This window comes from Tabrizicola sp. (assembly GCF_036781545.1).
Classification (GTDB): domain Bacteria; phylum Pseudomonadota; class Alphaproteobacteria; order Rhodobacterales; family Rhodobacteraceae; genus Tabrizicola.
Genome location: NZ_DAIQAT010000036.1, coordinates 1 through 25,305 on the forward strand (window position 1 = coordinate 1; position 25,305 = coordinate 25,305).

A 25,305-nucleotide genomic window follows, 5' to 3' on the forward strand; every position below is an offset into this window, starting at 1 on the left:
CGAGATCGGCGTCGGCGACTTCCCCCTTGCCATCGAGATCGCCGGAATGCGCAAGAGCATTGCGGGCGACACCAGCCAGCTGGCCGAAATCGCGCTCATCGCCGACCAGGCCAAGCGCGAGGACTACGCCGCTCTGATCGCCGGGGCCGAGGGCGGGCGCGACATCGGCGAACTGGCCAATGCGCTGGTCCTTGCCTGGGCCAAGGTCGGCGAGGGCAAGATGTCCGAGGCGCTGGAGGATTTCGACGCGCTGACGAAGAAGCGGGGCTACGAGGCCTTCGGCTACTACCACAAGGCGCTGGCGCTGGCATCGGTCGGCGATTTCGAGGGCGCGGATGAAATCCTGTCCGGCAAGGCTGGCGGGTCCATCACCGTGATGCGGCGCGGGGTCTTTGCGCATGCGCAGATCCTCAGCCAGCTGGAACGCAACGCGGATGCCGTGGCGCTCCTCGACAAAGCCTTCGGCACCGCGCCCGATCCCGTCGTCGATCCCATCCGCCACCGCCTGCAGGCGGGCGAGCCGATCCCCTTCGACACCGTGACTTCGGCCCGGGACGGGATTGCCGAGGTTTTCTTCACCATCTCGACCGCGCTGAACGGCGAGGCCGATCCGGTCTACACCCTTCTGCACCTGCGCGTCGCGGGCTACCTCCGGCCCGACCATGCCGATGCCCTGCTCATGACCGCCGACGTGCTGGAACAGCTGGGCCAGCATGACCTCGCCGCCGACACCTATGCCACCTTCCCACCGGAAGACCCCACCTATGTCACCGCCGAAGTCGGTCGGGCCTCGGCGCTCAAGTCGCAGGGCAAGGCCGATGCGGCCATCGAGGCGCTGCAGACGCTGGCCCGGTCGCATGGCGACCTTCTGGGTGTGCAATTCGCGCTGGCCGACCTCCTGCGGTCGGAGGAGCGCTTCGACGAGGCCGAGGTCGCCTATTCGGCAGCCATCGCGCTTTCCGAGGCTTCGAAGTCCGAGAACTGGGTGCTCTATTTCTACCGCGGCATCTGCCACGAACAGTCGAACAACTGGGCCCCGGCCGAGGCCGATTTCCGCAAGGCGCTGTCGCTGAACGGGGCGCAGCCGCAGGTGCTGAACTACCTTGGCTACGGGATGGTCGACCGGGGCGAAAACCTCGACGAGGCGCTGGGGATGATCCAGAAGGCCGTCGCCGCCGACCCCGAGCAGGGCTACATCATCGACAGCCTGGCCTGGGCATATTTCAAGCTCGGCCGCTATACCGACGCGCTGGAGCCGATGGAGAAGGCCTCCCTCCTTGAGCCGGTCGATCCCGTCGTCACCGACCATCTGGGCGATGTCTACTGGATGAACGACCGCAAGCTGGAGGCCCGTTTCCAATGGCGCCGTGCGCTGTCGTTCGATCCGACCGAGACCGACAAGGCCCGCATCCTGCGCAAGCTCGATGTGGGGCTCGACGCGGTGATGGCCGAGGAAGGCACCGCCAAGCCCGCGGTCAAGGCCGCCGCGAATGGCAACTGACGCGGTCGGCGAAGCCGCTCCGGCCAAGCTGAACCTCTGTCTCCACGTTACCGGGCGCCGCGCGGACGGCTATCACCTGCTCGAAAGCCTTGTGGTATTTGCCGATCTGGCAGATCGCGTCAGCGCGGCTTCGGGCCAAGGCCTTTCGCTGCAGGTGACGGGGCCGGAAGCGGCTGGACTTGGCGCAGAACCCGACAATCTGGTTCTGCGCGCGGCCCGGGCCATGGGGGTGACGGATGCGGCGCTGGTGCTGGACAAGCACCTGCCGGTGGCTGCAGGGATCGGCGGCGGCTCGGCGGATGCGGCGGCCACGCTGCGGGCACTGTCGCGGTTGACGGGGCGGCCGATGCCGTCGGATGCCGAAGTCCTGCAGCTGGGGGCCGACGTGCCGGTCTGCCTCGCCGGTCGCCCGGCCCGGATGACCGGTATCGGCGAGATGCTTGCGCCCCTGCCCTCCCTGCCACCGCTCTGGGCCGTCCTCGCCAACCCGCGCGTGGCGGTCCCGACGCCGCAGGTCTTCGCAGGTCTGTCCCGCCGCGAGAACCCGCCCTTGCCCGACCTGCCGCCCGCGGCACTTGCCTCGGCCCAGACGTTCACCGACTGGCTGGGGTCGCACAGCCGCAACGACCTTGTCGCCCCCGCCCATACAATCGCGCCGGTCCTTGCAAAGATGCAGGCCTCCCTCGCCGCGACGCCCGGCTGCCTGCTGGCCCGGATGTCCGGTTCCGGCGGCACCCATGTCGCGCTCTACGCCTCCCCGGAGGAGGCGATGGCCGCCCGCCAGTCCCTCGCCGCTGCGCATCCGGGCTGGTGGATCGCCTCGGGACAGATCCTCGCGTAAGAGTGGCAAGTCTCGTCCATCGCCCGCCCACATTCCGCCGCCTGTCTGTCGCCCGTCCGCCCCTGCCAGCGCTTCCCGCGCATGGTAAACCAATCCCGAACGCTCATGCGCAACCCATTGAAATCGCAGCCGTGCAGACTCTGCCCACGCGCGGGCACCCGTCAGAAATAGCTCCTGACCAACGCCCCCGAGACCAGCGCCCAGCCGTCGGCCACCACAAAGAAGATCAGCTTGAACGGCAGCGAGACGACCGCCGGCGGCACCATCATCATCCCCATCGACATCAGGATCGCCGCGACGACGAGGTCGATGATCAGGAAGGGCAGGAAGATCATGAACCCGATCTCGAAGGCCCGCTGGATCTCGGACAGCAGGAAGGACGGCACCAGCAGCGACAGCGGCGCGTCGGCGGGGCTGACGGCGACGGTGGAGCGGAGGTCCTGCAGGGTCTGCAAGGTCTCGGGATCGACCCGCCCGGCCATGAACACCCGGAACGGCGCAATGGCCGCCTGCAGGCCCGGCCCCACCTCCAGCGTTCCGTTGCTCATCGGCTCGATCCCCTTGACCCAGGCCTCGGTGAAGACCGGGTCCATCACGAACCAGGTCAGGAACAGCGACAGGCTGATGATCAGCATGTTCGGCGGCGCCTGCTGCAGCCCCAGCGCCTGGCGCAGGATCGACAGCACCGTGACGATGAAGGGGAAGCAGGTGATCATCACCGCGAGCCCCGGGACGATGGAGAGGACCGTGACCAGCAGCAGCAGCTGCACCGACCGGAGCGAGAGCGACTCCCCCGCCCCGCCGCCCAGGTCGATCGACATCTGCTGCGCCAGCGCCGGTCCCGCGATGAGTGTCAGCGCCACAGCAAGGCCCGCGGCAAGCCTCACAACCCGCCCCGCAGGTTGGCGACCTCGGTCAGCCGGACCGCCAGCTGCCCGGCATTGTCGCCCTCCAACTCGGTCAACTCGCCCCGCGCGATCAGCCGGTCGCCGACATACAGCTCCACCGGATCGTCCACCCGCCGGTCGAGCTGCAGGACAGCGTCCTTCGACAGCCGCAGCAGGTCGCGCACCAGCGGTCGCGCGCGCCCGACCGAGATCGTGACCTCGATCGGGACCTGGCTGAAGGGGTTGGTGTCGGCGATATCTTCCATGATGTCTCCTCAGCTTTTGAGGTTGAAGAAGGCCCGGACGGCGATGCCGATATCGGTCGTCACCTGGGCAAGATCGACCTTGGTCTCGCCGGCACCGAGGCGGATGTAGACCTGGCCCTCGGGCATCGTCGGCTCTTCGTCGATGACCATCGGCAGTCCGGTGGCCTGGGACACGAGGTCCTCGACCTGCGCGCGGACGGCGGGGTTCAGGACCAGCGTCAGTGGCGCGTCGGCCAGCCCTTCGGCGAGGGGCATCACGGCTTCCAGAACCGTCGGGGCCAGCGCCTCGCGCGCGACTTCGGGGAGGAGCCGGTTGACCATCTGCAGGATCAGCGGCCGGATCGCCTGCAGCACATGGCTACGCGCGTCCTGGAAGGTGAAGGACAGGCTTTGCAGGTTTCGCGCAAGGTCGGCCCGGATGCGGCTCTGGTCGCCCTGCTGCGCCGCCACGGCATCGTCCCACCCCGCCGAGTAGCCCTGTTCGAAAGAGGCGACCTTGGCCTCCTCGACCGCCGTCGCCTCGACCAGGGGCAGCATCGAGCCATCCGGAGCCGGGGCGGTATCGAAAACCTCCAGACGCAGGGCGCGCATCAGGCGTGCTCCTCTTCTTCCATCCAGCCGCGCAGGATCTCGATCGATTCGGTCTGGCGCTGCTCGATCAGGCGGCGCAGGCGGGTGGCCGGGTCTTCCTCGGTGGCCTCGCCCTCGATCTGCCCACCGCCCGCGCTGGCGAAGCCGCCATACTCGAAGCCGTCGTCCACTTCGCCGTTCAGCGCGATCGCTCCGGAGGATGGCGCCGCTGGCAGGGCCAGAGGGGCATCCGGGGCGGCAAGCGCGGGCCGCTTTGCCGAGGCCAGGACGGGCCGGATCACGAAAAGGCCCAGCACCAGCGCCACCACGGCAAGGACGGCGGTCTGGATCATCGTCATCAGGTCGATCTCGCCCATCCGCGGCAGGAGGCTCGACGTCGCCTCGGTGCCCTCGGGGCTTGGGGGTATCTGGAATTCCAGCGACTTCAGCGTCAGCACATCCCCGCGGCCCTCGTCCAGGCCAACCGCCGAGGCCACCAGTTCACGCAATGTGGCAAGCTCTTCCTCGGGGCGTGCCGCCCAGTTGCGGGTACCGTCGGCCGCAACCGTCACCACCCCATCGACCATCACCGCCACCGTCATCCGCCGCACCGCGCCGGGGCTGCGGAGGACTTCGCGCTGCGTCTCCGACACTTCGTAGTTGACGCGCTCCTTGGTCTCGGAGTTCTGGCTCTTGTCCAGACCCCCGGCGGCGGCATCGCCTTCGGGCAGGTTCGAGGCCACCGTCACCTCGCCGCCGGGCCGGGTGCTGGAGCCGCTGCGCTCTTCGGTCTCGGACGAGATCGCCACCCGGCCCTGCGGGTCGAACTTGCGCTCGGTGATCGATTCGCGCTCCGAGACGAGGTCGATGGAGACCTCGACCACCGCCTTTCCGGCGCCCACGCGGGCGGCCAGGAGACGCTCGACGTTGCCCTTGATGGCGGCGGCGCGGTCATCCGCATCACCGGTGTCGTAGTCCCGGCCCTCCTCGCCGCCGATCAGGCCCGCCACGGTGTCGATGATCTGCACCGCATCCGGCGTCATTCCGGCAACCGCGCTGGCCACGAGGTGCCGGATCGCACGGGCCTGCGCCTCGCTCAGCGTGCCGGAAACCGTGGTCAGCGTGACCGAGGCGGTCGGCTTCCCTCCCGGCTGGAAGGCACGGGTCGGAGCGCTGGCGATATGGACGCGGGCGGCCTTGACCTCGGGCATGGCGAGCAGGGTGCGGGCGATCTCCCCCTCCTTCGCGCGCCAGTAGGCCGCATCGAACATCTGCGAGGTGGTGCCGAAGCCCGACAGCGAATCGAGAAGCTCGTAGCCGCCCCCACCCGCGGCGGGCAGGCCTTCCGAAGCCAGCGACATCCGCAAGGCATCGCGCCGAGCCACGTCGACGAAGATCGAGGTGCCCCTGATCTCGTAGGCCACGCCCTGCTGGTCCAGCGCAGCCACCACCTCGCCCGCAGCTGCAGGCTCCAGCCCCGCGTAGAGAAGGCCCATTTCCGGCTGCCCGGCCATCCGGCTGAGGCCGAGGATCGCCGCGAACATCGCCAGCGTCGCGCCCAGGATGATGGCCCTACGGCGCAGGGTCAGCGAGGTCCAGATGGCGATCACGTTCTGCAAGGCGATTCTCCGGCACCGGCGTTCTGCCGTGGTCTCACCTTTCAGCGGTTCGCCTTAACAATCGGTTAGTGTCCTTTGGCCTATCTTCGCCTTGTCCCGAGAAACGGAGCATGAACATGGCGACGGCGGAAGCCACACTGGAAGAGGCCCCGAAGAAACGGTCGAAGAAACCGTTCCTGATCGGGCTTCTGCTGGCCCTGGTGCTGGGCGGCGGCGGGTTCTACGCCACGTTTTCCGGCCTTTTGCTCGGCGGGTCCGAAGGGCACGCCGAAAAGGACCATGGGCCTGGCCCGCTTTCGGGGGTCGCCTTCGTGCCGCTGGAGACCATCGTCGTTTCGCTGGGGCCCGATTCGGGAAGCCGGCACCTGCGCTTCACCGCGCAGCTCGAGGTGGCCGATAGCGCGGCGGCGGATGTCGCGACGCTGTCGCCGCGCATCCTGGACGTGATCAACAGCTACCTGCGCGCCATCGACACCGCCTCGATCGAGGACCCGCATGCCATGGCGCGGCTGCGGGCGCAGATGTTGCGGCGGATCCAGGTCGTCACCGGCGAGGGCCGGGTGCGCAACCTGTTGATCACCGAATTCGTGCTGAACTGAGGCAGCCGCACCATGGAAATGATCTCGGATATCCTTCTGATGGCGGGCTCGTTCGGAGCCGCGATCTACTGTTATGTGCTGTCGGGCCGGTTGAGGAAGTTCACCACGCTCGAAACCGGCATGGGCGGGGCGATCGCGGTGCTTTCGGCCCAAGTCGACGACATGACCCGCGCGCTGGACAGGGCGCGAGGCGCCGCGAACGGCTCTGCCGAAAGTCTGGAGGTGCTGACGCTCAGGGGCGAATCGGTGGCGCGGAAGCTGGAACTGCTGGTGGCCTCGCTGCACGACCTGCCCGATCCGGCGGCGGCGCCCGTGCGTGCGCCGGTCGCCGAAGACCCGCCGGAAGAGGATCGCCGCCTGCGCTTCATCCGCCGCCGGTCACCGCGGGACGCGATGGAGGCCGCCGAATGAGCCGTCGCCGCGCCAGCCGGGGTGCGCTTTTCATCGTGACGATGCTCTTCGCCGCCTCGGGCGCCTTGCGGCTGGGGTCCGGGCTTGGCGCGGCCCTGGCCAAATCCGGGGAAGAGGCCGCCGCCGAGGCACCGGAAACCGCCAGCTGTGAAATGCCGACCGCGCTGTCCGAGGCCCTGACCCTGCGCGAGGATCGCCTAAACGCGCAGGAAGCCGCGCTCAGGGACCGCCTGGCCGCGCTTGCGCTTGCCGATGCCGCGATCACCAAGCGGATGGACGAGATGAAGGCCGTGGAAGCAGAGCTGAAGGCCACGCTGGCGCAGGCGGACGGGGCGGCGGAGAAGGACATCCAGAACCTGACCGCCGTCTACCAGGCGATGAAGCCCAAGGATGCCGCGGCGCTCTTCGAGACCATGTCGCCCGAATTCGCCGCAGGCTTCCTGGGCCGGATGCCACCCGAGTCGGCCGCGGCGATCCTGTCCGGCATGTCCGCAGACTCCGCCTACGGGGTCAGCGTGATCGTTGCCGGTCGCAATGCCGGTGTTCCGAAGAACTAGTCAGGGAACGTTAACCCGCCGCCCGGATACTCCCCGCAACGAAAGCGAAACAGGACGTAAAAATGCTCGGCTTCGTCGGCATCGCCGTCATCCTCGTCATGGTCTTCGGCGGCTACGTCCTCGCCGGCGGCAAGCTGGGGATCATCCTCAAGTCCCTGCCCTTCGAGATGATCATGATCGGCGGCGCCGCGATCGGGGCCTTCCTGATCTCGAACGACATTCCGGCGGTGAAACACACGCTGAAGGACATCGGCAAGGTCTTCAAGGGCCCGAAATGGAAGCCGGACGACTACCGCGACCTTTTGTGCCTGCTGTTCGAACTGATCCGCCTGGCGCGGGCCAATCCGGTGGCCCTGGAGGAACACGTCGAATCGCCCGGGACCTCGGCGATCATCGGCAAATACCCCCGCATCCAGCATGACCACGAGGCGATGGAACTGATCTGCGACACCCTGCGTGCGGCCTCGATGAACTACGACGACCCGCACCAAGTGGAAGAGGTGCTGGACAAGCGGATGGAGGCGACGCTGCACCAAGCGATGCATTCCAGCCATGCCCTTCAGACCATGGCCGACGGCCTTCCGGCACTCGGGATCGTTGCGGCCGTGCTGGGGGTGATCAAGACCATGGGCTCGATCGACCAGCCGCCCGAGGTGCTGGGCAAGATGATCGGCGGCGCTCTGGTCGGGACGTTCCTGGGGGTGTTCCTGGCCTACGGGCTGATGGGGCCGTTCGCCGCCCGGGTGAAGACGGTGATCGAGGAGGACATTCATTTCTACCAGCTGATCCGCGAGGTGCTGATCGCCAACCTGCACCGCCATCCGGCCAACATCTGCATCGAGGTGGGCCGCCAGAACACGCCGCATCACGTCCGCCCGGGCTTCGGCGATCTGGAGGAAGCGATACGCAACCTGAAGCAGGATGCCGCATGATCCGCGCCCTGCTCCTGGTCCTGGCCCTTGCGGCGCCCGTCACTGCCGAAACGGCCCGCGTACGCTCGGGCGAGCATGGTGATTTCACCCGCCTGGTCATCGAGCTGCCGACGGCGGAAGCCTGGACCCTGGGCCGGACCGAGACCGGCTATGCCTTTGCGGCCGGTGCCGAAAGCCAGCCGCAATATGACCTGTCGCGGGTCTGGGACCTCATCCCAAGATCCAGATTGCGCAGTGTTGCGCAGGACCGGCAAACCGGCGCGTTGACCCTCGACCTCGGCTGTGACTGCCACATCTTCCCGTTCGAGACCCGGCCGGGCACGGTCGTTCTCGACATCAAGCCCGGCCCGGCCCCGACGGCTTCGACCTTCGAAGATCCCTTCGTCATGCCCGGCGCCAAGGTAGCGGCGAAAGTGGCTGCCCTGCCCGCCTACGACTGGCTCGCCGACCGGGAAGCGGGCGGCCCGTCGCCTGTACCGAGCCCGCCCCGGCCCTTGCCGCTGAAGACCGGGTCTGTCTCGCTGGAGCCTCTGCGCGACGCGCTGCTGCAGGAGATCGCGCGCGGGGCCGCCGATGGGATCGTCGACATGGAGCTGCCGGGCAAGCCGCCGGCAGCGGAAGAAATCGACAGCAGCGATCTGCCCTGGTCGAACATCCACATCGGCGAACTGCCCGGGGTCATCGTCACCGACCCCGACGATTTCATCGCAGGCTCGCGTCCCGAACACGCCTGCGCCGACCCGGCCTTGCTCGACCTGCCCGCCTGGGGCGGAACCAGCCCGCCGCAGGAGCTGCTGGCGGACTCCCGTTCTGGGCTTTTCGGCGAGCTCGACACGCCCGAGCCCGAGGCGATCCTGCGCGCCGTCCGACTGCTTCTCTACCTCGGCTTCGGAGCGGAAGCGCGCCAGACCGCCGATCTGGCAGGTTCCGATGCGCCGGACGACCTGCGCTATTACCGGTCGATGGCAAAGATCATCGACGGGGAAAGCGACGCGGATACGCCCTTCGCCACGATGCTGGACTGCGATGGCCCCGCTGCGTTGTGGGCGGCTCTGGCGCATGATCGGCTGCCCGCGGACAAGGGCACGAAGCGCGACGCCATTCTCCAGGCCTTCATCGCGCTGCCGGCGCATCTGCGGCAGCACCTGGGGCCAGCCCTGGCCGAGAAGTTCCTTGCACGCGACGATGGGGATGCGGCCCGGATGATCCGCGACGCGATGGAACGGGCGCCCGATGCCGATGCGGCCGCGGTCGCCCTTCTGGATGCCAAGGCCGAGTTGCACGGTGACAATCCGCGGGCGGCCCGGACCCATGCCGAAGCTGCTGTCGCCCTGGATGGCGACGGGCCGGATGGCCTCGTGACCCTGGTCGAATCGCATTTCCGGTCGCTGGACCCGCTTGGCCCCGAGATCGCCGAGGCGCTGCGCGCGCTGCAGGGCGAGACCGCGGGCACCGCCGAAGGCCCTGGGGTCGACCGGGCCGTGGTCCTGGCACTCGCGCTCTCCAACCAGATCGAAGCCGCCTTCCATGAGGCAAGCGCCAAGGGCGGGGTTCTGGCGGACCTGTGGCGCGTGACCGAAGACCGTGCCACCGATGACGAATTCCTGAAGCAGGCCGTTCTGCCAACCGGGGCGACCGCGCCAATGGTGGATGCCTCCCTCGGCCAGACCATTGCCGACCGGCTTCTGTCGCTCGGCTTCGGCGATGCGGCGCTGGTCTGGATCGGGCCTGTCACGCCCGGGGACCCGCCGGACAAGCGTCGCCTGGCTGCCCGCGCAACCCTTCTGCAGGGCGACGCCCGCAGCACCATCGCGCTCATCGACGGGCTGGGCGATGCGGAAGCCGAAAGTCTTCGCGCCAAGGCCCTGATCCAGCTGGACGACTCGGCAGCCGCAGCCCTGGCGCTGGCCGCGGCGGGCGAGGCGGAGGCAGCGGCCCGGGTCAGCCCGTGGACGGGCGACTGGACGGGCCTCGACCCCGCTCTGCCGGATCCCTGGCTCAAGGCCGCCGACATCGTGGCGGCCGCGCCCGGAGACGACGGCACCGGGCTTCTGGGTCGCGGCGGCAAGGCTGTCGAGGCCAGCGTCGCCTCGCGCGCAGCGATCGAGGCGCTGCTGACCAGCGTCGTTTCCCCCTCGGTCGACTGAACCCGGTAACGGTCAGGAAAGATTCGCCCGCTACCGTTGCGACAAACCCCCGGCAGAAGGCGCGGGGTGGAGAGTGGGATGCCCCGCAGACACGTCATCCTGGACCTTGCTGCCCGTGGGTTGCTGTGCAGCCTTACACTGGCCCCGGGCCTTGCCGCGCGCGAAGATCCCGCGGGTCTCTGCCTGAATGCCGCCGCCACTGCCGCCGCCCGGACCGGCGTGCCTTATGATGTGCTTCTGGCGATTTCCAAGGTCGAGACCGGGCGGAACGACCGGCCCTGGCCCTGGACGGTGAATTTCGGCGGCGACGGACATTGGTTCGACAGCGCCGCCGAAGCGGAGGCCAGCGTCGCCAAGGCGGTCGACCAGGGCGTCACCAACGTCGACCTCGGTTGTTTCCAGTTGAACTACCGCTGGCATGGCGACGCCTTCGCCTCGATCACCGACATGCTCGACCCCGAGCAGAACGCTACCTATGCCGCCAAATTCCTGGCCGAGCGCTTCGCCCAAACAGGCGACTGGTCGCTGGCCGCTGCGGCTTATCACTCGGGAACCCCCGAATATGCCGAAACCTACAAGGCCAGGTTCGAGGCGGCTTATGCCGGCGTGGCGGGCGATACCGCCGAGGTGTCGGATGTGCCTGCAGAAGGCCCCCGCCAGAACCGTTTTCCGCTGCTCGTAGCCGGGGTGTCAGGCTCCGGCGGGTCGCTGGTGCCTGCTGGCCCGGGCGGGATCCGCCTGATCGGAGGCCCGTGACATGCCCGAAGGGTTCTCTCTGGGAATGATCTTCCGGCCCACGATCCTGCTGGCCATCGGCCTGATGGCAGTGATTGTGATGATGATCCTGCCGGTCCCCGCCTGGATGCTGGACGTCGGGCTTGCCGTCTCCTTCGCGCTGGCGATCCTGATGCTGACGGTGACGCTGTTCATCGACCGCCCGCTGGATTTCTCGGCCTTCCCGACGATCCTGCTCGCCTCGCTCCTCTTGCGGCTGTCGCTCAACGTGTCCTCGACCAAGCTGATCATCGGGCAGGGCCACACCGGCACCGATGCGGCGGGCCATGTGATCGAGGGCTTCGCGCAGTTCATCATGGGCGGCAATCCGGTGCTGGGCCTGGTGATCTTCATCGTCCTTCTGATCGTCAACTTCATCGTCATCACCAAAGGCGCAGGCCGGATGGCCGAGGTCGGCGCGCGTTTCGCGCTGGACGGGATGCCGGGCCGGCAGCTCGCCATCGACGCCGACATGTCCGCGGGCGCCATCGACCACGACGAGGCGAAACGGCGGCGGGAACAGGAGCTGGCCGAGACGAACTTCTTCGGCTCTCTCGACGGGGCGTCGAAATTCGTCAAGGGCGATGCGGTGGCGGGCCTCCTCATCACCGGGCTCAACATCGTGGTCGGGCTGGTCGTCGGCATCTTCATGCACGGGTTGGACGCCGCGACGGCCTTCGAGACCTACACGATCCTTACCGTGGGTGATGGCCTCGTCAGCCAGATTCCGGCGGTGATCATCTCGGTCGCGGCAGCACTGCTCTTGGCCAAGGGCAGCCAGAAGGGTGCGGCGGATGTGTCCTTCTTCGCCCAGCTCGGCCGCTATCCCGGCGCGCTGGGAACGGTCGCGGGCCTCATGGCGCTTTTCGCGCTGGTGCCCGGGATGCCCTTCCTGCCCTTCATGCTGGCGGCCCTGTCGCTGGGCGGGCTGGCCTTCCACAGGTTCCGCAAGGCCGCGCGGCCAGTGGCAGGCCCACCGCCGACGCTGGAGCCGGTGAAACCCCGCTCGATCGGAGATGTGCTCGACTTCGACGATATCCACATCGAATTCGCGCCGAACCTGGTGGCGATGGTGCTGGACCCGGCCACCGGGCTCGACAGCCGCATCGCCAACATGCGCAACCATGTCGCCACGACCTTCGGCTTCATCCTGCCCGAGATCCGGCTGACCGACGAAAGCGCGCTGCCGCCAGGCCAGTACCGCATCCGCCTGCAGGGAGTGGAGCGGGTGTCCGACCGGCTTTACCCCGACCGCGTGCTGGTTCTGCTCAGCGAGGGCACGCCGGCCCCCGACGGGCTCGATGCACGCGAGCCGGTCTATGGTGCCCCCGCCCGCTGGATCCGGCCCGACCAGCAGGAGGATGCGGCGCTCTCCGGCCTGACGGTCGTCTCGCCGACCGAGGTGCTGGCGACGCATCTGCTGGAGGTGCTGAAGGCGAACCTCTCGCGGCTTCTGACCCTGCGCGGCCTGCGCCGGTTGCTGGACGAGTTCGTCAAACTCTCCGATCCCGTCCGGGCCGAGGCGAACCGGCGGCTGCTGGACGAGCTTCTGCCCGACAAGGTCCCGGTGGACCTCCTCCACGCCGTTCTGCGGCTTCTGCTGGACGAGAGGGTCTCGATCCGCAACCTGCCGCTGATCCTGGAAGCCGTCGCCGAGGCGCGCCAGTTCGGTTCGCCGGAGGCGATCTGCGAACACGTCCGGCAGCGGCTGGGTTTCCAGATCGTCGCCGAGTTGAAGCGCGCCGATGGCTCGGTGCCCCTGATCCAACTCGCGCCCGACTGGGAGAAGACCTTTGCCACCTATCAGATCGACAGCGAGCGGGGCCTGCGCGACATCGCCCTGCCGCCCGAGCTTTTCGCCAAGCTGGCCAATGGCCTGACCGAGCGGGCGAACCGGGCGGCGGAGGGCGGGGTCTATCCGGCCCTCGTCACCTCGGTCGGGCGGCGGCGCTTCCTGCGAACCGTCGTCCAGGCCAAGGGGCTGCACATGCCGGTCCTGTCCTACGAGGAAATCGGCACCGACGCCCGGCCCGCCCTGATCGGCCAGGTGTCGGCATGACCGGGGTGATCGCCGGGCTTTCCGACCTCCTCGGGCTGGCCCAGGGCATCGCCTGGGCGGCCGCGCTCGCCTTCATCCGGATCGGCGCAATGGTCGCGCTGATGCCGGGCCTCGGCGATTCTTCCGTGCCGCAGCGGGTCAAGCTGGCGCTGGTCGTCGCCTTCACCCTCGTCGTGGCACCAGTCCTGGCCGACCGGATCGGACCAGCGGCTGCCCCTTCCTTCCTCGCGCTTGGCGGAGAGGCCGTCGCCGGTCTGCTCCTCGGCATCGGAATGCGGCTCTTCGTCGTCGCGCTGCAGACCGCCGCCGCGATGATCGCCCAGGCGACGACGCTGTCGCAGCTCTTCGCGGGGATCGCGCCGGAACCGCAGCCCGCGATCGGCAACCTCTTCGTGATGGCGGGGGTGGCGCTAGCGATGGCGGCGGGTCTGCATGTCCGGGCTGCCGAACTGTTGCTCCTGTCCTACGACCTGCTTCCTGCGGGGGCGGCGCTTTCCTCGGCGGCTGCGGCGGACTGGGGCCTCGACCTGATGGGTCGGACCTTCGCCCTGGCCTTTTCGCTGGCCGCGCCCTTCGTCATCGCCTCGCTGATCTACAACCTGGCCTTGGGCGCGATCAACCGCGCGATGCCCGCGCTGATGGTGTCGATGGTCGGCGCCCCGGCGCTCACGCTCGGGGCGCTGGCGCTGATGGCGGTGGCGACCCCGGTGATCCTGGCCGCCTGGCTCGACGCCTTCTCGGGCCATATGGCCGAACCCTTCGCGGCCCGGCCATGAGCGGAGAGGCGGACGAGGCCGACAAGGAACACGAGGCCTCGCAGCAGAAGCTGGACCAGGCCCGCAAGGACGGCGACATCCCCCGGTCGGTCGATCTGCAGACCGCCGTGGCGACCGGCGGCTTTCTTCTGGCGCTCTTCAGCCTGGGAACCTGGGCGGTGAACCGCGCTGGCACCACGGGGATGGTCGTCCTCGACCAGGCCGACCGGCTGTCGACCCTCGTCGTCACCGGCGGCAGCGCCCCGATCGCCGGAATGATCCTTGCGCTGGCCGGTCCGCCGCTGGCGCTGTTGCTGGCCGCCCCGGTTCTGGTCATGGCGCTGCTCTTCGCCACCCGCAGCATCGTCTTCGCGCCGGGGAAATTGGCGCCGAAAGTGTCGCGCATCTCGGCGATCTCCGCCGCCAGGCAGAAGTTCGGCATCGACGGGCTGGTCGAATTCGGCAAGAGCGCGGTGAAGCTTGGGATCGTCGCGCTGATCCTCTACAATTTCCTCGCCGGACGGCTGGAGGAGATCCTTGCCAGCCTCTACCTCACGCCTGCGATGTCGGCCGCCCTGATGGCCCGGCTGGTGATCCGGTTCCTGTTCATCGTCTTCCTGATCCAGCTCGCACTCGGTGGGGTCGATTTCCAGTGGCAGAGCTTCCGCCATCGCCAACGGCACCGGATGTCACGCAAGGAGATGATGGACGAGTTCAAGGACAGCGAGGGCGACCCGCATCTGAAGTCGGCCCGCCGTCAGCGCGCGCAGGAGGTGGCGACCAACCGGATGCTGACAGACGTCGCCTCGGCCAATGTCGTGGTGGTGAACCCGACGCATTATGCCGTGGCGCTGAAATGGGATCGCTCGAAAGGCCGGGCGCCGGTCTGCGTCGCGAAGGGAGTGGACGAGATCGCCCGCAAGATCCGAGAACGTGCCACCGAACATGGCGTGCCGATCCACAGCGACCCGCCGACCGCCCGGGCGATCCATGCGACGGTCGAGATCGGCCAGGAAATCCGGATCGAGCAGTACCGGGCCGTCGCCGCCGCAATCCGTTTCGCCGATGCCATGCGCAGGAAGGCCCGCAGAAGATGATTAAAGCAAAGGACCTCCGCCGTCTCGCCGAAGTGGCGCAACTGATGCTGGATCATCGGCTGGGCCGGTTGCGGGCCGCGGCGGCCGAGCTGGAGCGCAGCCGGATGCAGCTCGCGTCGGTCAACGCCGCCGCACGGTCGGCCGAAGAGCTGGAGCCGGTGACGGCCGAGAGGGTCGCGATGGCCTACGACCGCTGGGCCGATGTGCGCCGGTCCGAGCTGAACCTGGTAATCGCTCGGCAGACGGCGCATTGGCTGGAGGCGCGAGGGGAAGCCCAGACTGCCTTTGGCCGCGTCCAGGCCCTGCAGGGACTGGCGGAACGGCTGAAGGACAAGCGGTAGCGCTCAGCTGTCCTGCCGGGCGATGTCGGTGATGAGCACGTCGGTGACGGCATTCCCCAGAACCAGGGCCGCCGCTTCCTTCAGGCTGGTGCGCAGGACGATGAGATTCGACCCGTCGGTGAAGGACCCCGAAAAGCCGCCGGTATTCGCGTGGTCGAACAGGACCTGAAGGAAGACATCGCGCAGCTTCGGCTCGCGCTGGTAGACGGCCTCCGTATTGCCGGGCCTGACCTCCAGCGACAGCGACAGGACGACCATCGCCGCAACCCGCCTGTCTTCCACCACCGGAACGACGAACTGGTTGTTCATCTTGACATATTCGGGCGCGTTCTCGCCGGCCTCGCCCTCTTCGGCGATGGCCTCGTCCTCGGCGGCATGTTCGGCCCCCGCGCCCTCCGCCGCAGCCTCGGACGCATTGTCTTCGGTCGCCGGTGCCGGGCGCAGGAAGAGCCCTGCCCCGGCGCCGCCGCCAAGGCCGATCAGGGCCAGGAGAACGGGAAGAAGTTTCCGCAGCATGGTCAGAACGGCATCACGATGTCGGCCACCTGCTGGCCGTAGGTCGGCTGCTGCACATCGGTGATCTGGCCCCGCCCGCCATAGGCGATGCGCGCGCCGGCGATCTTGTCGTAGGTGATCTCGTTCTGCCGCGATATGTCGTTCGGCCGGACATAGCCGGTCACGATCAGCTCGCGCATCTCGAAATTGACGCGGACCTCCTGCTGGCCCTCGATCCTGAGAACGCCATTCGGCAGCTGCTCCACCACCGTGGCGGCGATGCGCAGCGTCAGCTTCTCCTTCCGCGCCACCGAGCCCTGGCCCTTGAAGGTCGAGGACGACTCCATGTCGAAGGCGTCGCCCATGCTGGCACCCTCGGGCAGGCTGTCGTTCAACCGCTGCGGGATACCGATGAGGTCGGACACGCCCCCGCCCTGCTTGCCGCTGCGGCTGCGGCCGGTGGAGTTCGAGATCGCCGCGCTGTCGTCGATCTGGATCACCACGGTCAGGATGTCGCCCCGGCGGGCCGCCCGCCGGTCGCCGAAGAGGCTGGCGGTCCCGCCCGACCAGAGCGAGGAGCCGTCCCCGGCCGTGCCCGCCGGGATGTCTTCGGGCAGGTTCGCCGAATACATCGCATAGTGCTGGTCAGTGCCCTCCAGCCCGGTGAACTCCGGCGCGCGGCCGACCTGTTCCAGCTTGCCGCAGCCCGAAACCGCAAGGACTGCCACCATCAGGGATCGCATCATCATCTCAACCATTCCATCCGACATAGACCGTTCCATCCGGGCCGATGCGGCCCGTGACCGTATTGCGTGAGCCGAGGTTCATCACCCGCACCGCGTCGCCCTCCGAGCCCTGTGCCAGCGCCCGACCCTCGGCCGAAATCGCAAGCCCGCCGGAGAGATAGACCAAGGTCACCAGTTGGTTGCGCTCGACCAGGGTGGGTGGGCCAAGGTCGCCGGGGCGCAGGGGCTTGCCGGCGTAGATTGCCACCCGGGCCTCCAGCCCCACGGCCTGACGGGGATCGGACAGGGCGCCGGGGATCTCGGCGGCGACCAGCGTCAGATCCTCCGCCGCGACCAGCGTCCTGGCGCGGATCGTCCGCGTCGCGACAAGGGCATCGGCAGAGGCAGGGGCCGCAAGCGCGATCAGGAGACATACCTTCAGCATCAGCGCACCTGCGTGGTCGCGGCGAGCATCTGGTCGGCCGCAGTGATCACCTTGGCGTTCAGCTCATAGCCGCGCTGTGCCTTGATCAGCTCGGTCACCTCACGCACCGCATCGACCGTGCTGCCTTCCAGATAGCCATGCCGCAGCGCCCCCAGCCCCTCCTGCCCCGGCGTACCGGAAAAGGCCGCGCCCGAGGCGGGGCTTTCGAGGAACAGGTTCGACCCGATGGCCTCCAGCCCTTTCTCGTTCGGGAAGGACGAGATCGTCAGCTGGCCGATCAGTTCGGGGTCCACCCGGTCGGCGAAATCGGCCCAGACCTCGCCCGAGGGCGAGATCGTCAGCCCGCGCGCATCCGAGGGGATGGTGATGCCCGGCACGACCGGATAGCCGTCGGACGTCACGATCAGCCCTTCCGCCGACCGTTTCAGCGCGCCGTCGCGGGTATAGCCGGTTTGGCCGGAAGGCATCTGCACCTCTAGATAGCCATTGCCGTCGATGGCGAGGTCCAGATCGCCCCCGGTCGGGTCCAGCGTGCCCTGGCCGATCACCACGGAAACCGCCGCGGGGCGGACGCCAAGCCCGATCTGGATACCGGTCGGCAGCATCGAGCCATCCGCCGCCGAAACGCTGCCGGGCCGCGCCATCTGCTGATAGGTCAGGTCGGCGAAATCGGCCCGGCGGGGGTTGTAGCCGGTGGTCGACATGTTCGCGAGGTTGTTCGAGACCACGTCCACCTTCATCTGCTGGGCCGCCATGCCCGTCGCGGCGATCTGCAGTGCCTTCATCGCGGCCTCCTATCGACCCAGCGTCGTGATCACGCCGCGGACACGCTCGTCCTCGGCATCCAGGAATTTCTGACCCAGCTCATAGGCGCGCTGCACCTCGATCATCCGGGCGATCTCGGAGACCGGCTCGACATTGCTGTCCTCCAGCATCCCTTGCAGGATCGTCGCGCCCTCGGCCGGTTCCACCGCACCCCCATCGAAGAGCGTGCCGGACTGGTGCCGCAGCGCCAGCGGGTCCGCAGGCTGCCAGACCCCGATCTGCGCGATGGGCTGGCCACCCGCCGACAGGGTTCCGTCCGCCGACATCGCCACGCCCTTCGCATCCGGCGGGATGAAGATCGGCGCGCCCCCGATGTCGAGCAGGCGGTTGCCGTCGGGCGTCACCAGCTCTCCCTCCGCCGAAGGGGTGAAACTGCCCGCGCGGGTCAGCCGCTGGCCCTGCGGCGTCTCGACCAGAAAGAACCCCTCGCCCTGGATCGCGAAGTCGAACGCGCCGCCGGTCTGGCCGATGGTCGACTGCGACAGGTCGACATGCCGCCCGCTGGCATGGGCCATCGACAGCGACGGGTCCTGGTCCAGCGCCGCGACGAACTCCGAGAACACCACCCCCTCGCGCCGGAAGCCGGTGGTGGAGGCATTGGCGATGTTGTTCGCCACCACCCCCATCTCGCGCATCAGGCCCGACTGGCGGTTCAGCGTGGCATAGACGGCTGCGTCCATCTCAACCCCCTGCGATCTGCGGGATGATCGTGTCGGTGAAGAAGGACACGAGCGTGGAGGTCATGAAGCTCATCGACAGCCAGAAGACGCCCAGCATCAGCGCGGCCTTGGGGACGAAGGTCAGCGTCATTTCCTGCACCGAGGTCAGCGCCTGGAAAAGGCCGACCACCACACCGACCACCAGCGCGACGGTCAGCAAGGGCGCCGCGATCACCACGCAGACCCAAAGGGCCTGGCGGGTCAGGTCGAAGATCATGGGCTCGCTCATACCGGCATCCTCAGGATTTCCTGATAGGCCTCGACGACACGGTCCCTGACCGTCGCCACCGTCTCGACCGCCAGCTGCGAGGAGGCGAGCGCCTGCACCAGTGCGTGCGGGTCGGCCCCGCCGGTCATCGCGGCGCGCGCCACTGCCTCATGGTCCTGCAGCGCGCCCATGAAGTTTCCGGCCAGTTTCGCAAAGCCCTGTTCCGCCGCCCCGGCCTTCGGCTGCGGGGCGGCGGCGGTGCGGGCATTCGCATAGGCCTGGGAAACGAAAGAGGTTTTCACATCCATTCTGGATCTCCCCTATCGGCGCAGAAGGTCGAACAGGTTCTGCGTCATCTGGCGCGTCTGATCGAACATCCTGAGGTTCGCCTCGTAGCTGCGCTGCGCTTCGCGCGCGTCAGCGATCTCGATCACCAGATCGACATTCGAGCCGTCGTAGTGACCGGTTTCGTCGGCCAGCGGGTGGCCGGGATCGTAGATTTTCGTCAGTTCGCTCTGGTCCAGTTTCACCGGACCGGCCTCGACCAGGCCGCTGTCCATGGCCTGCTCGAAAGTCATCACCTTGCGGTGGTAGCCGGGGGTATCGGCGTTGGCGATGTTCTCCGACACATGCCGCAGCCGCATCGCCTGCGTCTCCATGCCGGAGGCCGCGAAGGAGAGCGAGGAGATCAGGTCATTGCCCATGGCCTACCCTCACCGCTGCCGGCCGAGGCTGGCCCGGATCACGTCCGCGGTCGCCCGGTAGATCGCCAGCGCCATGTCGTGGTTCTGCCGGGCCTCGACCGATTTCACCATCTCAGCCTCCAGTGAGACCGAATTGCCGTTGGGAGAGTCGTGGCCCCGCGCAACGTCGGGGATCGGCGCGGCGGTCTGGGACGGGGCGCTCAGATGGCCGGGCCGCGTGGTGCGCATCTCCAGTCCCGCCTCCTCATAGATATCGGCAAAGGCGGGCACGTCCCGGGCCTTGTAGCCGGGCGTATCGGCATTCGCGACATTCTCCGCGATCACCGCCATGCGCGCCCCGGACTGCGCGGCCAGCGCCTGCGCCATGCGGGTAAGTTCCAGTTTCTCGAACATCGGGGCTTCTCCCTCGACCTGCTTCACCAAGGCTTAAGGGTGATTCCTTTAGAAACGGTTGAGAGCGAACAAAGGGAGAATCCCGTGGCTGGTCTTTTCGATGGTCTCCTGGCGGAAATCGCCGGAAGCGCGCCGGTGCGGCGGGTCGGGCGGCTGGCGGAAACCCGGCGGGGGCTGGCCGAGGTGACGGGGCTGGACGCGGCAGCGATCGGGGACCGGGTGCTGATCCACAGCCGCGACGGGGTCGCTGGGGGCGAGGTTCTGCGGCTGGTGCAGGGCCATTGCTCGGTGCTGCCGGATGCCTCGGGCGACGGGATGGCAATCGGAGACCGGGTGGAGCTTCTGGGCAGCACCGGGATCGCGCCGGACGACAGCTGGATCGGCCGGATCATCGACGCGACCGGGCAGCCGCTGGACGGCCGGCCCCTGCTGCGCGGCCCCCTGTCACGGTCCCTGCGGGCCCCTGCCCCTCCGGCGGCCAGCCGTCGTCGGCTGGGCGGGCGGCTGGAGACGGGGGTGGCGATCTTCGACACTCTCCTCCCCTTGGTGCGTGGCCAGCGGATCGGGCTCTTCGCGGGCTCGGGTGTCGGCAAGTCCTCGCTGCTGGCCCGCTTCGCGCGGGGGGTGGAGGCGGATGTGGTCGTCATCGCGCTGGTGGGCGAGCGGGGGCGGGAGCTGCGGGAGTTCACCGAGCGGGTGCTCGGCCCGGCGGGGATGGCGCGCAGCGTGGTGGTGACGGCGACCTCGGACCAGTCACCCCTGATGCGGCGGATGTGCGCGCTGACGGCGATGGCGGTGGCCGAGCATTTCCGGGACCAGGGCAGGCATGTGCTGCTGCTGGTCGATTCCGTCACCCGCTTTGCCGAGGCGCATCGCGAGGTCGCGCTGGCGGGGGGCGAGGGGGCCAGCCTGCGCGGTTTCCCGCCCTCGCTGACCCAGGCGATCATGGGGCTGGCCGAGCGCGCCGGGCCGGGCCCGGAGGGGGCGGGGGACATCACGGCGGTCTTCTCGGTCCTGGTGGCCGGGTCGGACATGGAGGAACCGGTGGCCGACATCCTGCGCGGCGTGCTGGACGGGCATGTGGTGATGGACCGCCGGATTGCCGAGAGGGGGCGGTTCCCGGCGATCGACCTGCTGCGGTCTGTTTCCCGCTCGCTGCCGGAGGCGGCGACGGAGGAGGAGAACGGGCTGATCGGCGAGGCACGGCGGCTCCTGGGGGCCTATGACCGGGCCGAGATGATGATCCAGGCCGGGCTCTATGCGGCCGGGTCGGACCCGGTGATCGACCGGGCGATCAAGGTCTGGCCGACGCTGGACGGGTTCCTGGCAGAGGCGGCACCGGAGACCGGGATCGCGGGCAGTTTCGAGCGGCTGAAGGCCAGCCTGAAAGGGTGAGGCAGGGGCCGCAAAGGCCCTCGCCCACAAAGGCTGCCCACGCGTGGGCAGTTATTAAAAGCCAATAAAATCAATATTCCTTGGCGCCGCATTAGCGTGAAATTAACCATTACCTGGCGAGATCCGAAGCGCTCCGTCCGCACCTTCGGTTGCGGTCGTACGGTTTCACCCTCCCGACCGTGAGGAAACCGAGGTGCGCCGTCCGGGCCTGCTGCTGCGGTCGCAGGGAGGCCGGACACCAGCCTGGCCTGGACAGTATCTGGCCCGTCGCAGGGTTTGCTGCGTGGGGTTGCTTGCAATCCGAAGGGGCGAGAGGCGCGCCGCCCATCATCCCGCGCCGCGATGGAAGACACAGCCCCCAAGCCGCGCAGCGTCAGCCCTGCAACAGGGCCAGCGCCCGTGCGGCTGGCGAACTGGTCGTGGTCTGGCCCTGAATCTCGGACTGCAGGAGATAGCGGCGGGTCAGCGCCTCCATCTTCTTGGCGTCGTTGAACTGCGCCGGATCGGAGGACCCGAAGACCGCCTCGGTCCTCGCCTTCAGGACCGAGACCTGCTGGTCGATGTCGATGGAGGCAAAGCTTTTCGGCAGGCCCAGCGCGGTCTGCATCACCTCGCGCAGGGGCGCCGAGCCCAGGATCGTGTACCATTTCGCATCGGCGCTGTTGGTCTTCGCGGCCAGGAGCGGCAGTTCGCGTTCCGCGTTCAGCGCCAGACGGTAGCTGTTGTTCTGGTCGCCCACGGCAGTCTCGAACGTCCGGGCGCGGTATTGCGTCAGGATTTCGTCGGCGAAGGTGGAGAGTTTCGTGCGCGGCACCGAGAAATCGCCATAGCCGAAGGCGGCGGAGAATTTCTGATACTGCTTGTCCGCCAGCTTGTTGGCGAGGCTGCCTTCCTTGAGAGTGCCGCCTTCGAGAATCTTCTGGATGAAGGCCTTGCTGTTCACATCGCCCTCCAGCCCGAAGGCGGTCAGCGCAATGCGCAGAAGCCGCTTGTCGCCGACCAGCTTCTCGGCGGTATCGGCCTTGCCGATCCTGTCGCGGAAATAGGCCTCATCCCGGCTCTGGGCCGGAAGCGCCTGCTGCACGGCCTGTTGCCGCGCCATCGTGCGCTTCAGGAAGCCCCAGCCGGTGTAGCCGGAAAGCGGCAGGACCGGCTGGAAGCTCACGCCCGGCCCGCGGCGAAGAGCCGCTCCTCGCGCGGAAGCAGGGACCGCAGCGCCTTCAAGGCCTGGTAGTGCTGGTCCTCCATCACCGCCCGGCTGGCAAGCGTCAGCTGGGTGCGGCTGTCATAGTCGGTCAGGACCTGGCTGAGCTGTTCGATCCCGCGCAGAAGTTGCAGCCGCGCCTCGTCCGGGTCGGCGTCGCCGGTCAGCACCAGCTGAGCGATGTAGCAGACCCGGCGGACGGGGGTGTTCACCTCTTCCGGGTGGATCGCGTCGCGGAGCCGCAGGATGTTGGCGTTGGGTGTCATGATCGCAAGGCGCGAGCGTTTCTCGCCATTCTCGATCACCGCGCCGTTGATCAGCACGCGCTCATGCGGGCCGAGCTTCAGGACGAGGCCGGTCATTTCCCGCCCCCGTCGCCGCGCAAGCCCCGCATCACGGCCATGTTGATATCGGCCAGAACCTCGACGCTGGCCTTGTCGTCCAGCACCGCACGGCTGTGCTTCGCCGTGAATTCGTAGAGATAGAAAAGCCGCGCCCGCAGCGCCTGGGGAAGGCCATTGCCGGGCAGCGCCACGTCGGAGGCCAGTGTGGACCAGAGCTGGGTGTTGTCGGTCACGGCGCGGACCAGGGCGGGGAAGTCGGTCGCCCGGTCGGCCCAGGCGGTGCGCAGGCGTTGGGTCACTTGCGCGAGCAGGTCGTATTCGACCGAGCGCAGCGAGCGGGTCGGCGCCTCGCGCCGGGCGTAGCTGATGGCGGAATGGAAGGTCATGGGGTGTCCATCTGTTCGAAAGCGAAGGGGTGAAATGGGCCGCGAGGATCACTCCCCGCGGCCCGAAGTGCCTAGCGGAACAAGGACAACAGGCCCTGCGGCTGCTGGTTGGCGATCGACAGGGCCTGGGTTGCCAGCTGCTGCTGGACCTGCAGCGCCTGCAGCCGGGCCGAGGCTTCCTCCATGTCGGTGTCGACCATGACGCCGATGCCGGTCTTGAGCGAGTCGGTCAGGTTGCCGACGAACTCGCTCTGGATGTCGATGCGCTTCTGCGACGAACCGAAGGAGGCGGCAGCGTTGATCGAGGTCTGCAGCATCCCCTCGATGGCGTTCAGCGCATCCGCGGGCTGGTTCACCACGTCGATCGTGTTCAGGCCGGCCAGCCCGCCGGTGCCCCGGGTGGCCGAGGCCGAGATCGCCGCCGACTGGTTGGTGTTGTTCGCCACCTCCAGCTGGCCCGCGTTCAGCGTCAGGGTGAAATCGCTGTCCGACAGCCCGTTCGAGGTCAGCGAGGATTTCAGCCCCGCCACCAGCGCGTCGGCGGTATCGCCCTTCTGCACGACATAGCTGCCCTCGACCGTGCCGATCTTCAGGCTGATCTTGTCGCCCGCGACGAGCGCGGTCAGCGTGGCCGGATCGGCGGTGGAGTCGTTCGCGGCCAGTGCCCCGCCCGTGCCCTGGAAGGCGAAGCCGTCCAAGGTGACCGGCGTGCCGGTGACGACGTTCGCCGCTGAGAGCGTGCCGCCGCCCGCGGTCAGCGCGGCCCCGGCATTGGTCGACAGGTTGTGCGCGTCGACGGTGATGTTCGACGAGGTGACGCCCGTCTGGCTGCGGTCGAGCGAGGAAAGGACGTTCACCGTGGTCTGCGTGCCGTTGACGAGGTTCAGCCCGCCGAACTGCGCGGCGCCGACGGTCGATTCGATCTGCTTGGTCAGCGCGGTGATGTCGGTCTGGATCTTGCTCCGGTCCACATTGTCGGCCTGGGCGGCGACGATCTTGCCCTTCATCTCGGTCAGGAGCTTGGTCACGGTTTCCGAGGCGTTGCGGGCGACGGTCAGCGTGGCCGAGCCGACGGAGAGACTGTCGGAAATGCCCTTGAAGCCTTCGACATCCGATTCCATCACCTTGGAGATCGCCCATACGGCGGCATTGTCCTTGGCGGTGGCAACCGACTTGCCGGTCGAGATGTCGGCCTGGGTCTTGTTCAGATTGGCGCTGATGCCCTTCATCGTCTGCAGGGCAACCATCGCGCTGGTATTGGTCAGGATCGACGACATTGTTCAGTCCTTCACTCAGGGCCGCAGGTTTCACGGCCGGAAAGCCACCGGAGTGGCAGTTTGGGCGTTCTGTCCGTGCCGCCGGAGAGGTCCGGCAAGCGCCGCCCCGGCATGGGACGCGAGGGTAGTGAAGCGGCAAACCAGCTAACCAATTCCTAAATGCCACCCGGGAAATGCCGGGCATTTGAGACAGATCAGACACGTCTGGCGGGGATCAGGCCTGCGGGCGCGATCTCGGCCTTCTGCCCCCGCGCGTCATAGGTGGTGAGCGTCGGGCCACGGGTGATCTCGGCCATGCGCAGGCGGGCGGCCTTCACGCCGCGGGTGGCAGCTTCCAGAAGCCGGGCGTTGCGCCGGGCTTTCGCCTGCAGCCGCTCGGCGCTGGCGCGGTCGGGCGGAGCGATTCGTGCGGCCTCGATTTCGGGGGTCAGCCGGGCGAGTGCGGCGAGGTCACCCTGCGTCAGGGCGGCGGCGGCCTGGTCGAGGAGGGATTCAAGCTGCATCTTCGGCCTTCACCATCGAGTTGAAGATCAGTTCCGCAAGGCCCAGCCCGCCGTGCTGCACGATGAGCCGCGCCTGTTCCTGGCGCAGGAAAGAGGAAAACTGCGCCTCGCCTTCGCCCCCGCCGAAGCTGCCTTGCATCTCGCCCAGACCGGAATGGGCGAGCATTTCGGACAGGAAGGTGGCCTCCAGCTCCTCGGCCTTGGCCATGAGCTGGTCGTGGCGCGAGGGCGGTTGGGGGGTGATCGGCTGGATGTCCATCGGGGTCTCCGGATCGGTCGGATTTTTCGCAACGATCCGCGACGGGGGTAAAGAATGGGTAACTTCT

The 25,305-nt window shown here is 68.0% G+C and carries 32 protein-coding genes; 13 read left to right on the forward strand and 19 right to left on the reverse strand.

Annotation, left to right across the window (positions count from 1 at the left end):
• Both V7Q39_RS08190 and V7Q39_RS08195 read left to right on the forward strand, forming a co-directional pair.
• Positions 1-1,501 (forward strand): tetratricopeptide repeat protein (locus V7Q39_RS08190; protein WP_333816073.1); only part of this gene is annotated, 1,501 nt, incomplete at its 5' end.
• Positions 1,491-2,342 (forward strand): 4-(cytidine 5'-diphospho)-2-C-methyl-D-erythritol kinase, encoded by an 852-nt coding sequence (locus tag V7Q39_RS08195; RefSeq protein WP_333816074.1) that lies wholly within the window; start codon positions 1,491-1,493, stop codon positions 2,340-2,342. The genes V7Q39_RS08190 and V7Q39_RS08195, both read left to right, overlap by 11 nt.
• Before the next feature lie 161 nt (positions 2,343-2,503).
• Here the strand turns inward: V7Q39_RS08195 and fliP are convergent, their stop codons facing one another.
• From fliP to fliF, 4 genes are all read right to left on the reverse strand, one after another.
• Positions 2,504-3,163, reverse strand: a complete 660-nt coding sequence (gene fliP, locus V7Q39_RS08200) for a flagellar type III secretion system pore protein FliP (RefSeq protein WP_333816104.1) — start codon at positions 3,161-3,163, stop codon at positions 2,504-2,506.
• Positions 3,164-3,225: 62 nt separating this feature from the next.
• Entirely contained in the window at positions 3,226-3,495 is a 270-nt protein-coding gene (locus tag V7Q39_RS08205) for a FliM/FliN family flagellar motor switch protein (protein ID WP_333816075.1), read from the reverse strand.
• A gap of 9 nt (positions 3,496-3,504) precedes the next feature.
• On the reverse strand, positions 3,505-4,086 hold the full coding sequence (locus V7Q39_RS08210) for a flagellar biosynthesis protein (protein ID WP_333816076.1): 582 nt from the start codon (positions 4,084-4,086) through the stop codon (positions 3,505-3,507).
• Positions 4,086-5,684 (reverse strand): flagellar basal-body MS-ring/collar protein FliF, encoded by a 1,599-nt coding sequence (fliF, locus tag V7Q39_RS08215; protein ID WP_333816077.1) that lies wholly within the window; start codon positions 5,682-5,684, stop codon positions 4,086-4,088. Before fliF ends, V7Q39_RS08210 begins: the two co-directional genes overlap by 1 nt.
• Positions 5,685-5,800: 116 nt before the next feature.
• On the opposite strand from fliF, the gene V7Q39_RS08220 reads away from it, so the two are divergent.
• From V7Q39_RS08220 to V7Q39_RS08265, 10 genes are all read left to right on the forward strand, one after another.
• Positions 5,801-6,283: a flagellar basal body-associated FliL family protein gene (locus tag V7Q39_RS08220; RefSeq protein ID WP_333816078.1), complete on the forward strand. Its 483-nt coding sequence runs from the start codon at positions 5,801-5,803 to the stop codon at positions 6,281-6,283.
• A 12-nt stretch (positions 6,284-6,295) separates the two neighbouring features.
• A complete protein-coding gene (locus V7Q39_RS08225; RefSeq protein WP_333816079.1) occupies positions 6,296-6,694 on the forward strand; it encodes a hypothetical protein in 399 nt (132 codons plus the stop codon).
• A complete protein-coding gene (locus tag V7Q39_RS08230) occupies positions 6,691-7,251 on the forward strand; it encodes a MotE family protein (protein WP_333816080.1) in 561 nt (186 codons plus the stop codon). Before V7Q39_RS08225 ends, V7Q39_RS08230 begins: the two co-directional genes overlap by 4 nt.
• A gap of 62 nt (positions 7,252-7,313) precedes the next feature.
• Positions 7,314-8,183: a flagellar motor stator protein MotA gene (gene motA / locus V7Q39_RS08235; RefSeq protein ID WP_333816081.1), complete on the forward strand. Its 870-nt coding sequence runs from the start codon at positions 7,314-7,316 to the stop codon at positions 8,181-8,183.
• Entirely contained in the window at positions 8,180-10,330 is a 2,151-nt protein-coding gene (locus V7Q39_RS08240; protein WP_333816082.1) for a hypothetical protein, read from the forward strand. Before motA ends, V7Q39_RS08240 begins: the two co-directional genes overlap by 4 nt.
• 78 nt (positions 10,331-10,408) lie before the next feature.
• Positions 10,409-11,086 (forward strand): lytic transglycosylase domain-containing protein, encoded by a 678-nt coding sequence (locus tag V7Q39_RS08245; protein ID WP_333816083.1) that lies wholly within the window; start codon positions 10,409-10,411, stop codon positions 11,084-11,086.
• Positions 11,087-11,111: 25 nt separating this feature from the next.
• Positions 11,112-13,163 carry a flagellar biosynthesis protein FlhA gene (flhA, locus tag V7Q39_RS08250; RefSeq protein WP_333816084.1) on the forward strand — a complete coding sequence of 684 codons (2,052 nt, stop codon included), beginning with the start codon at positions 11,112-11,114 and terminating at the stop codon, positions 13,161-13,163.
• On the forward strand, positions 13,160-13,939 hold the full coding sequence (locus tag V7Q39_RS08255; protein WP_333816085.1) for a flagellar biosynthetic protein FliR: 780 nt from the start codon (positions 13,160-13,162) through the stop codon (positions 13,937-13,939). The genes flhA and V7Q39_RS08255 overlap by 4 nt, the downstream gene beginning before the upstream one ends.
• Positions 13,936-15,015, forward strand: a complete 1,080-nt coding sequence (locus V7Q39_RS08260; RefSeq protein WP_333816086.1) for an EscU/YscU/HrcU family type III secretion system export apparatus switch protein — start codon at positions 13,936-13,938, stop codon at positions 15,013-15,015. Before V7Q39_RS08255 ends, V7Q39_RS08260 begins: the two co-directional genes overlap by 4 nt.
• A complete protein-coding gene (locus V7Q39_RS08265; protein ID WP_333816087.1) occupies positions 15,012-15,356 on the forward strand; it encodes a hypothetical protein in 345 nt (114 codons plus the stop codon). Before V7Q39_RS08260 ends, V7Q39_RS08265 begins: the two co-directional genes overlap by 4 nt.
• Before the next feature lie 3 nt (positions 15,357-15,359).
• Here the strand turns inward: V7Q39_RS08265 and V7Q39_RS08270 are convergent, their stop codons facing one another.
• From V7Q39_RS08270 to V7Q39_RS08310, 9 genes are read right to left on the reverse strand one after another with little or no spacing between them, the layout of a single operon-like run.
• Positions 15,360-15,872 (reverse strand): flagellar basal body-associated FliL family protein, encoded by a 513-nt coding sequence (locus tag V7Q39_RS08270; RefSeq protein WP_333816088.1) that lies wholly within the window; start codon positions 15,870-15,872, stop codon positions 15,360-15,362.
• A 2-nt stretch (positions 15,873-15,874) separates the two neighbouring features.
• Positions 15,875-16,594 carry a flagellar basal body L-ring protein FlgH gene (gene flgH, locus V7Q39_RS08275; RefSeq protein WP_333816105.1) on the reverse strand — a complete coding sequence of 240 codons (720 nt, stop codon included), beginning with the start codon at positions 16,592-16,594 and terminating at the stop codon, positions 15,875-15,877.
• Positions 16,595-16,601: 7 nt separating this feature from the next.
• The gene (gene flgA / locus V7Q39_RS08280) at positions 16,602-17,021 is read right to left on the reverse strand and encodes a flagellar basal body P-ring formation chaperone FlgA (RefSeq protein WP_333816089.1); all 420 of its coding nucleotides are present in this window, start codon (positions 17,019-17,021) and stop codon (positions 16,602-16,604) included.
• Positions 17,021-17,806, reverse strand: coding sequence for a flagellar basal-body rod protein FlgG (gene flgG / locus V7Q39_RS08285; RefSeq protein WP_333816091.1), 786 nt, complete (start codon positions 17,804-17,806; stop codon positions 17,021-17,023). Before flgG ends, flgA begins: the two co-directional genes overlap by 1 nt.
• A gap of 9 nt (positions 17,807-17,815) precedes the next feature.
• Positions 17,816-18,526 carry a flagellar hook-basal body complex protein gene (locus tag V7Q39_RS08290; RefSeq protein ID WP_333816093.1) on the reverse strand — a complete coding sequence of 237 codons (711 nt, stop codon included), beginning with the start codon at positions 18,524-18,526 and terminating at the stop codon, positions 17,816-17,818.
• 1 nt (position 18,527) lies between these two features.
• Complete coding sequence (locus V7Q39_RS08295) at positions 18,528-18,794, reverse strand: flagellar biosynthetic protein FliQ (RefSeq protein WP_333816094.1); 267 nt, start codon at positions 18,792-18,794, stop codon at positions 18,528-18,530.
• A complete protein-coding gene (fliE, locus tag V7Q39_RS08300) occupies positions 18,791-19,081 on the reverse strand; it encodes a flagellar hook-basal body complex protein FliE (RefSeq protein WP_333816095.1) in 291 nt (96 codons plus the stop codon). The genes V7Q39_RS08295 and fliE overlap by 4 nt, the downstream gene beginning before the upstream one ends.
• A 12-nt stretch (positions 19,082-19,093) precedes the next feature.
• On the reverse strand, positions 19,094-19,477 hold the full coding sequence (flgC, locus tag V7Q39_RS08305) for a flagellar basal body rod protein FlgC (RefSeq protein WP_294972921.1): 384 nt from the start codon (positions 19,475-19,477) through the stop codon (positions 19,094-19,096).
• Between the two features lie 9 nt (positions 19,478-19,486).
• Entirely contained in the window at positions 19,487-19,870 is a 384-nt protein-coding gene (locus V7Q39_RS08310) for a FlgB family protein (RefSeq protein WP_333816096.1), read from the reverse strand.
• 84 nt (positions 19,871-19,954) lie between these two features.
• Here V7Q39_RS08310 and V7Q39_RS08315 point away from each other — a divergent pair, with 84 nt between their 5' ends.
• Positions 19,955-21,265 carry a FliI/YscN family ATPase gene (locus V7Q39_RS08315; RefSeq protein ID WP_333816097.1) on the forward strand — a complete coding sequence of 437 codons (1,311 nt, stop codon included), beginning with the start codon at positions 19,955-19,957 and terminating at the stop codon, positions 21,263-21,265.
• Positions 21,266-21,638: 373 nt separating this feature from the next.
• On the opposite strand, the gene V7Q39_RS08320 is transcribed toward V7Q39_RS08315, so the two are convergent.
• From V7Q39_RS08320 to V7Q39_RS08345, 6 genes are all read right to left on the reverse strand, one after another.
• A complete protein-coding gene (locus V7Q39_RS08320; protein ID WP_333816098.1) occupies positions 21,639-22,430 on the reverse strand; it encodes a DUF1217 domain-containing protein in 792 nt (263 codons plus the stop codon).
• Positions 22,427-22,831, reverse strand: a complete 405-nt coding sequence (gene flbT / locus V7Q39_RS08325; protein WP_333816099.1) for a flagellar biosynthesis repressor FlbT — start codon at positions 22,829-22,831, stop codon at positions 22,427-22,429. The genes V7Q39_RS08320 and flbT overlap by 4 nt, the downstream gene beginning before the upstream one ends.
• The gene (gene flaF, locus V7Q39_RS08330; protein ID WP_333816100.1) at positions 22,828-23,199 is read right to left on the reverse strand and encodes a flagellar biosynthesis regulator FlaF; all 372 of its coding nucleotides are present in this window, start codon (positions 23,197-23,199) and stop codon (positions 22,828-22,830) included. The genes flbT and flaF overlap by 4 nt, the downstream gene beginning before the upstream one ends.
• A 71-nt stretch (positions 23,200-23,270) precedes the next feature.
• On the reverse strand, positions 23,271-24,476 hold the full coding sequence (locus tag V7Q39_RS08335) for a flagellin N-terminal helical domain-containing protein (protein WP_333816101.1): 1,206 nt from the start codon (positions 24,474-24,476) through the stop codon (positions 23,271-23,273).
• Positions 24,477-24,670: 194 nt separating this feature from the next.
• Positions 24,671-24,979 carry a hypothetical protein gene (locus V7Q39_RS08340; protein WP_333816102.1) on the reverse strand — a complete coding sequence of 103 codons (309 nt, stop codon included), beginning with the start codon at positions 24,977-24,979 and terminating at the stop codon, positions 24,671-24,673.
• A partial coding sequence (locus tag V7Q39_RS08345; RefSeq protein ID WP_333816103.1) for a rod-binding protein occupies positions 24,969-25,305 on the reverse strand: 337 nt, incomplete at its 5' end. The genes V7Q39_RS08340 and V7Q39_RS08345, both read right to left, overlap by 11 nt.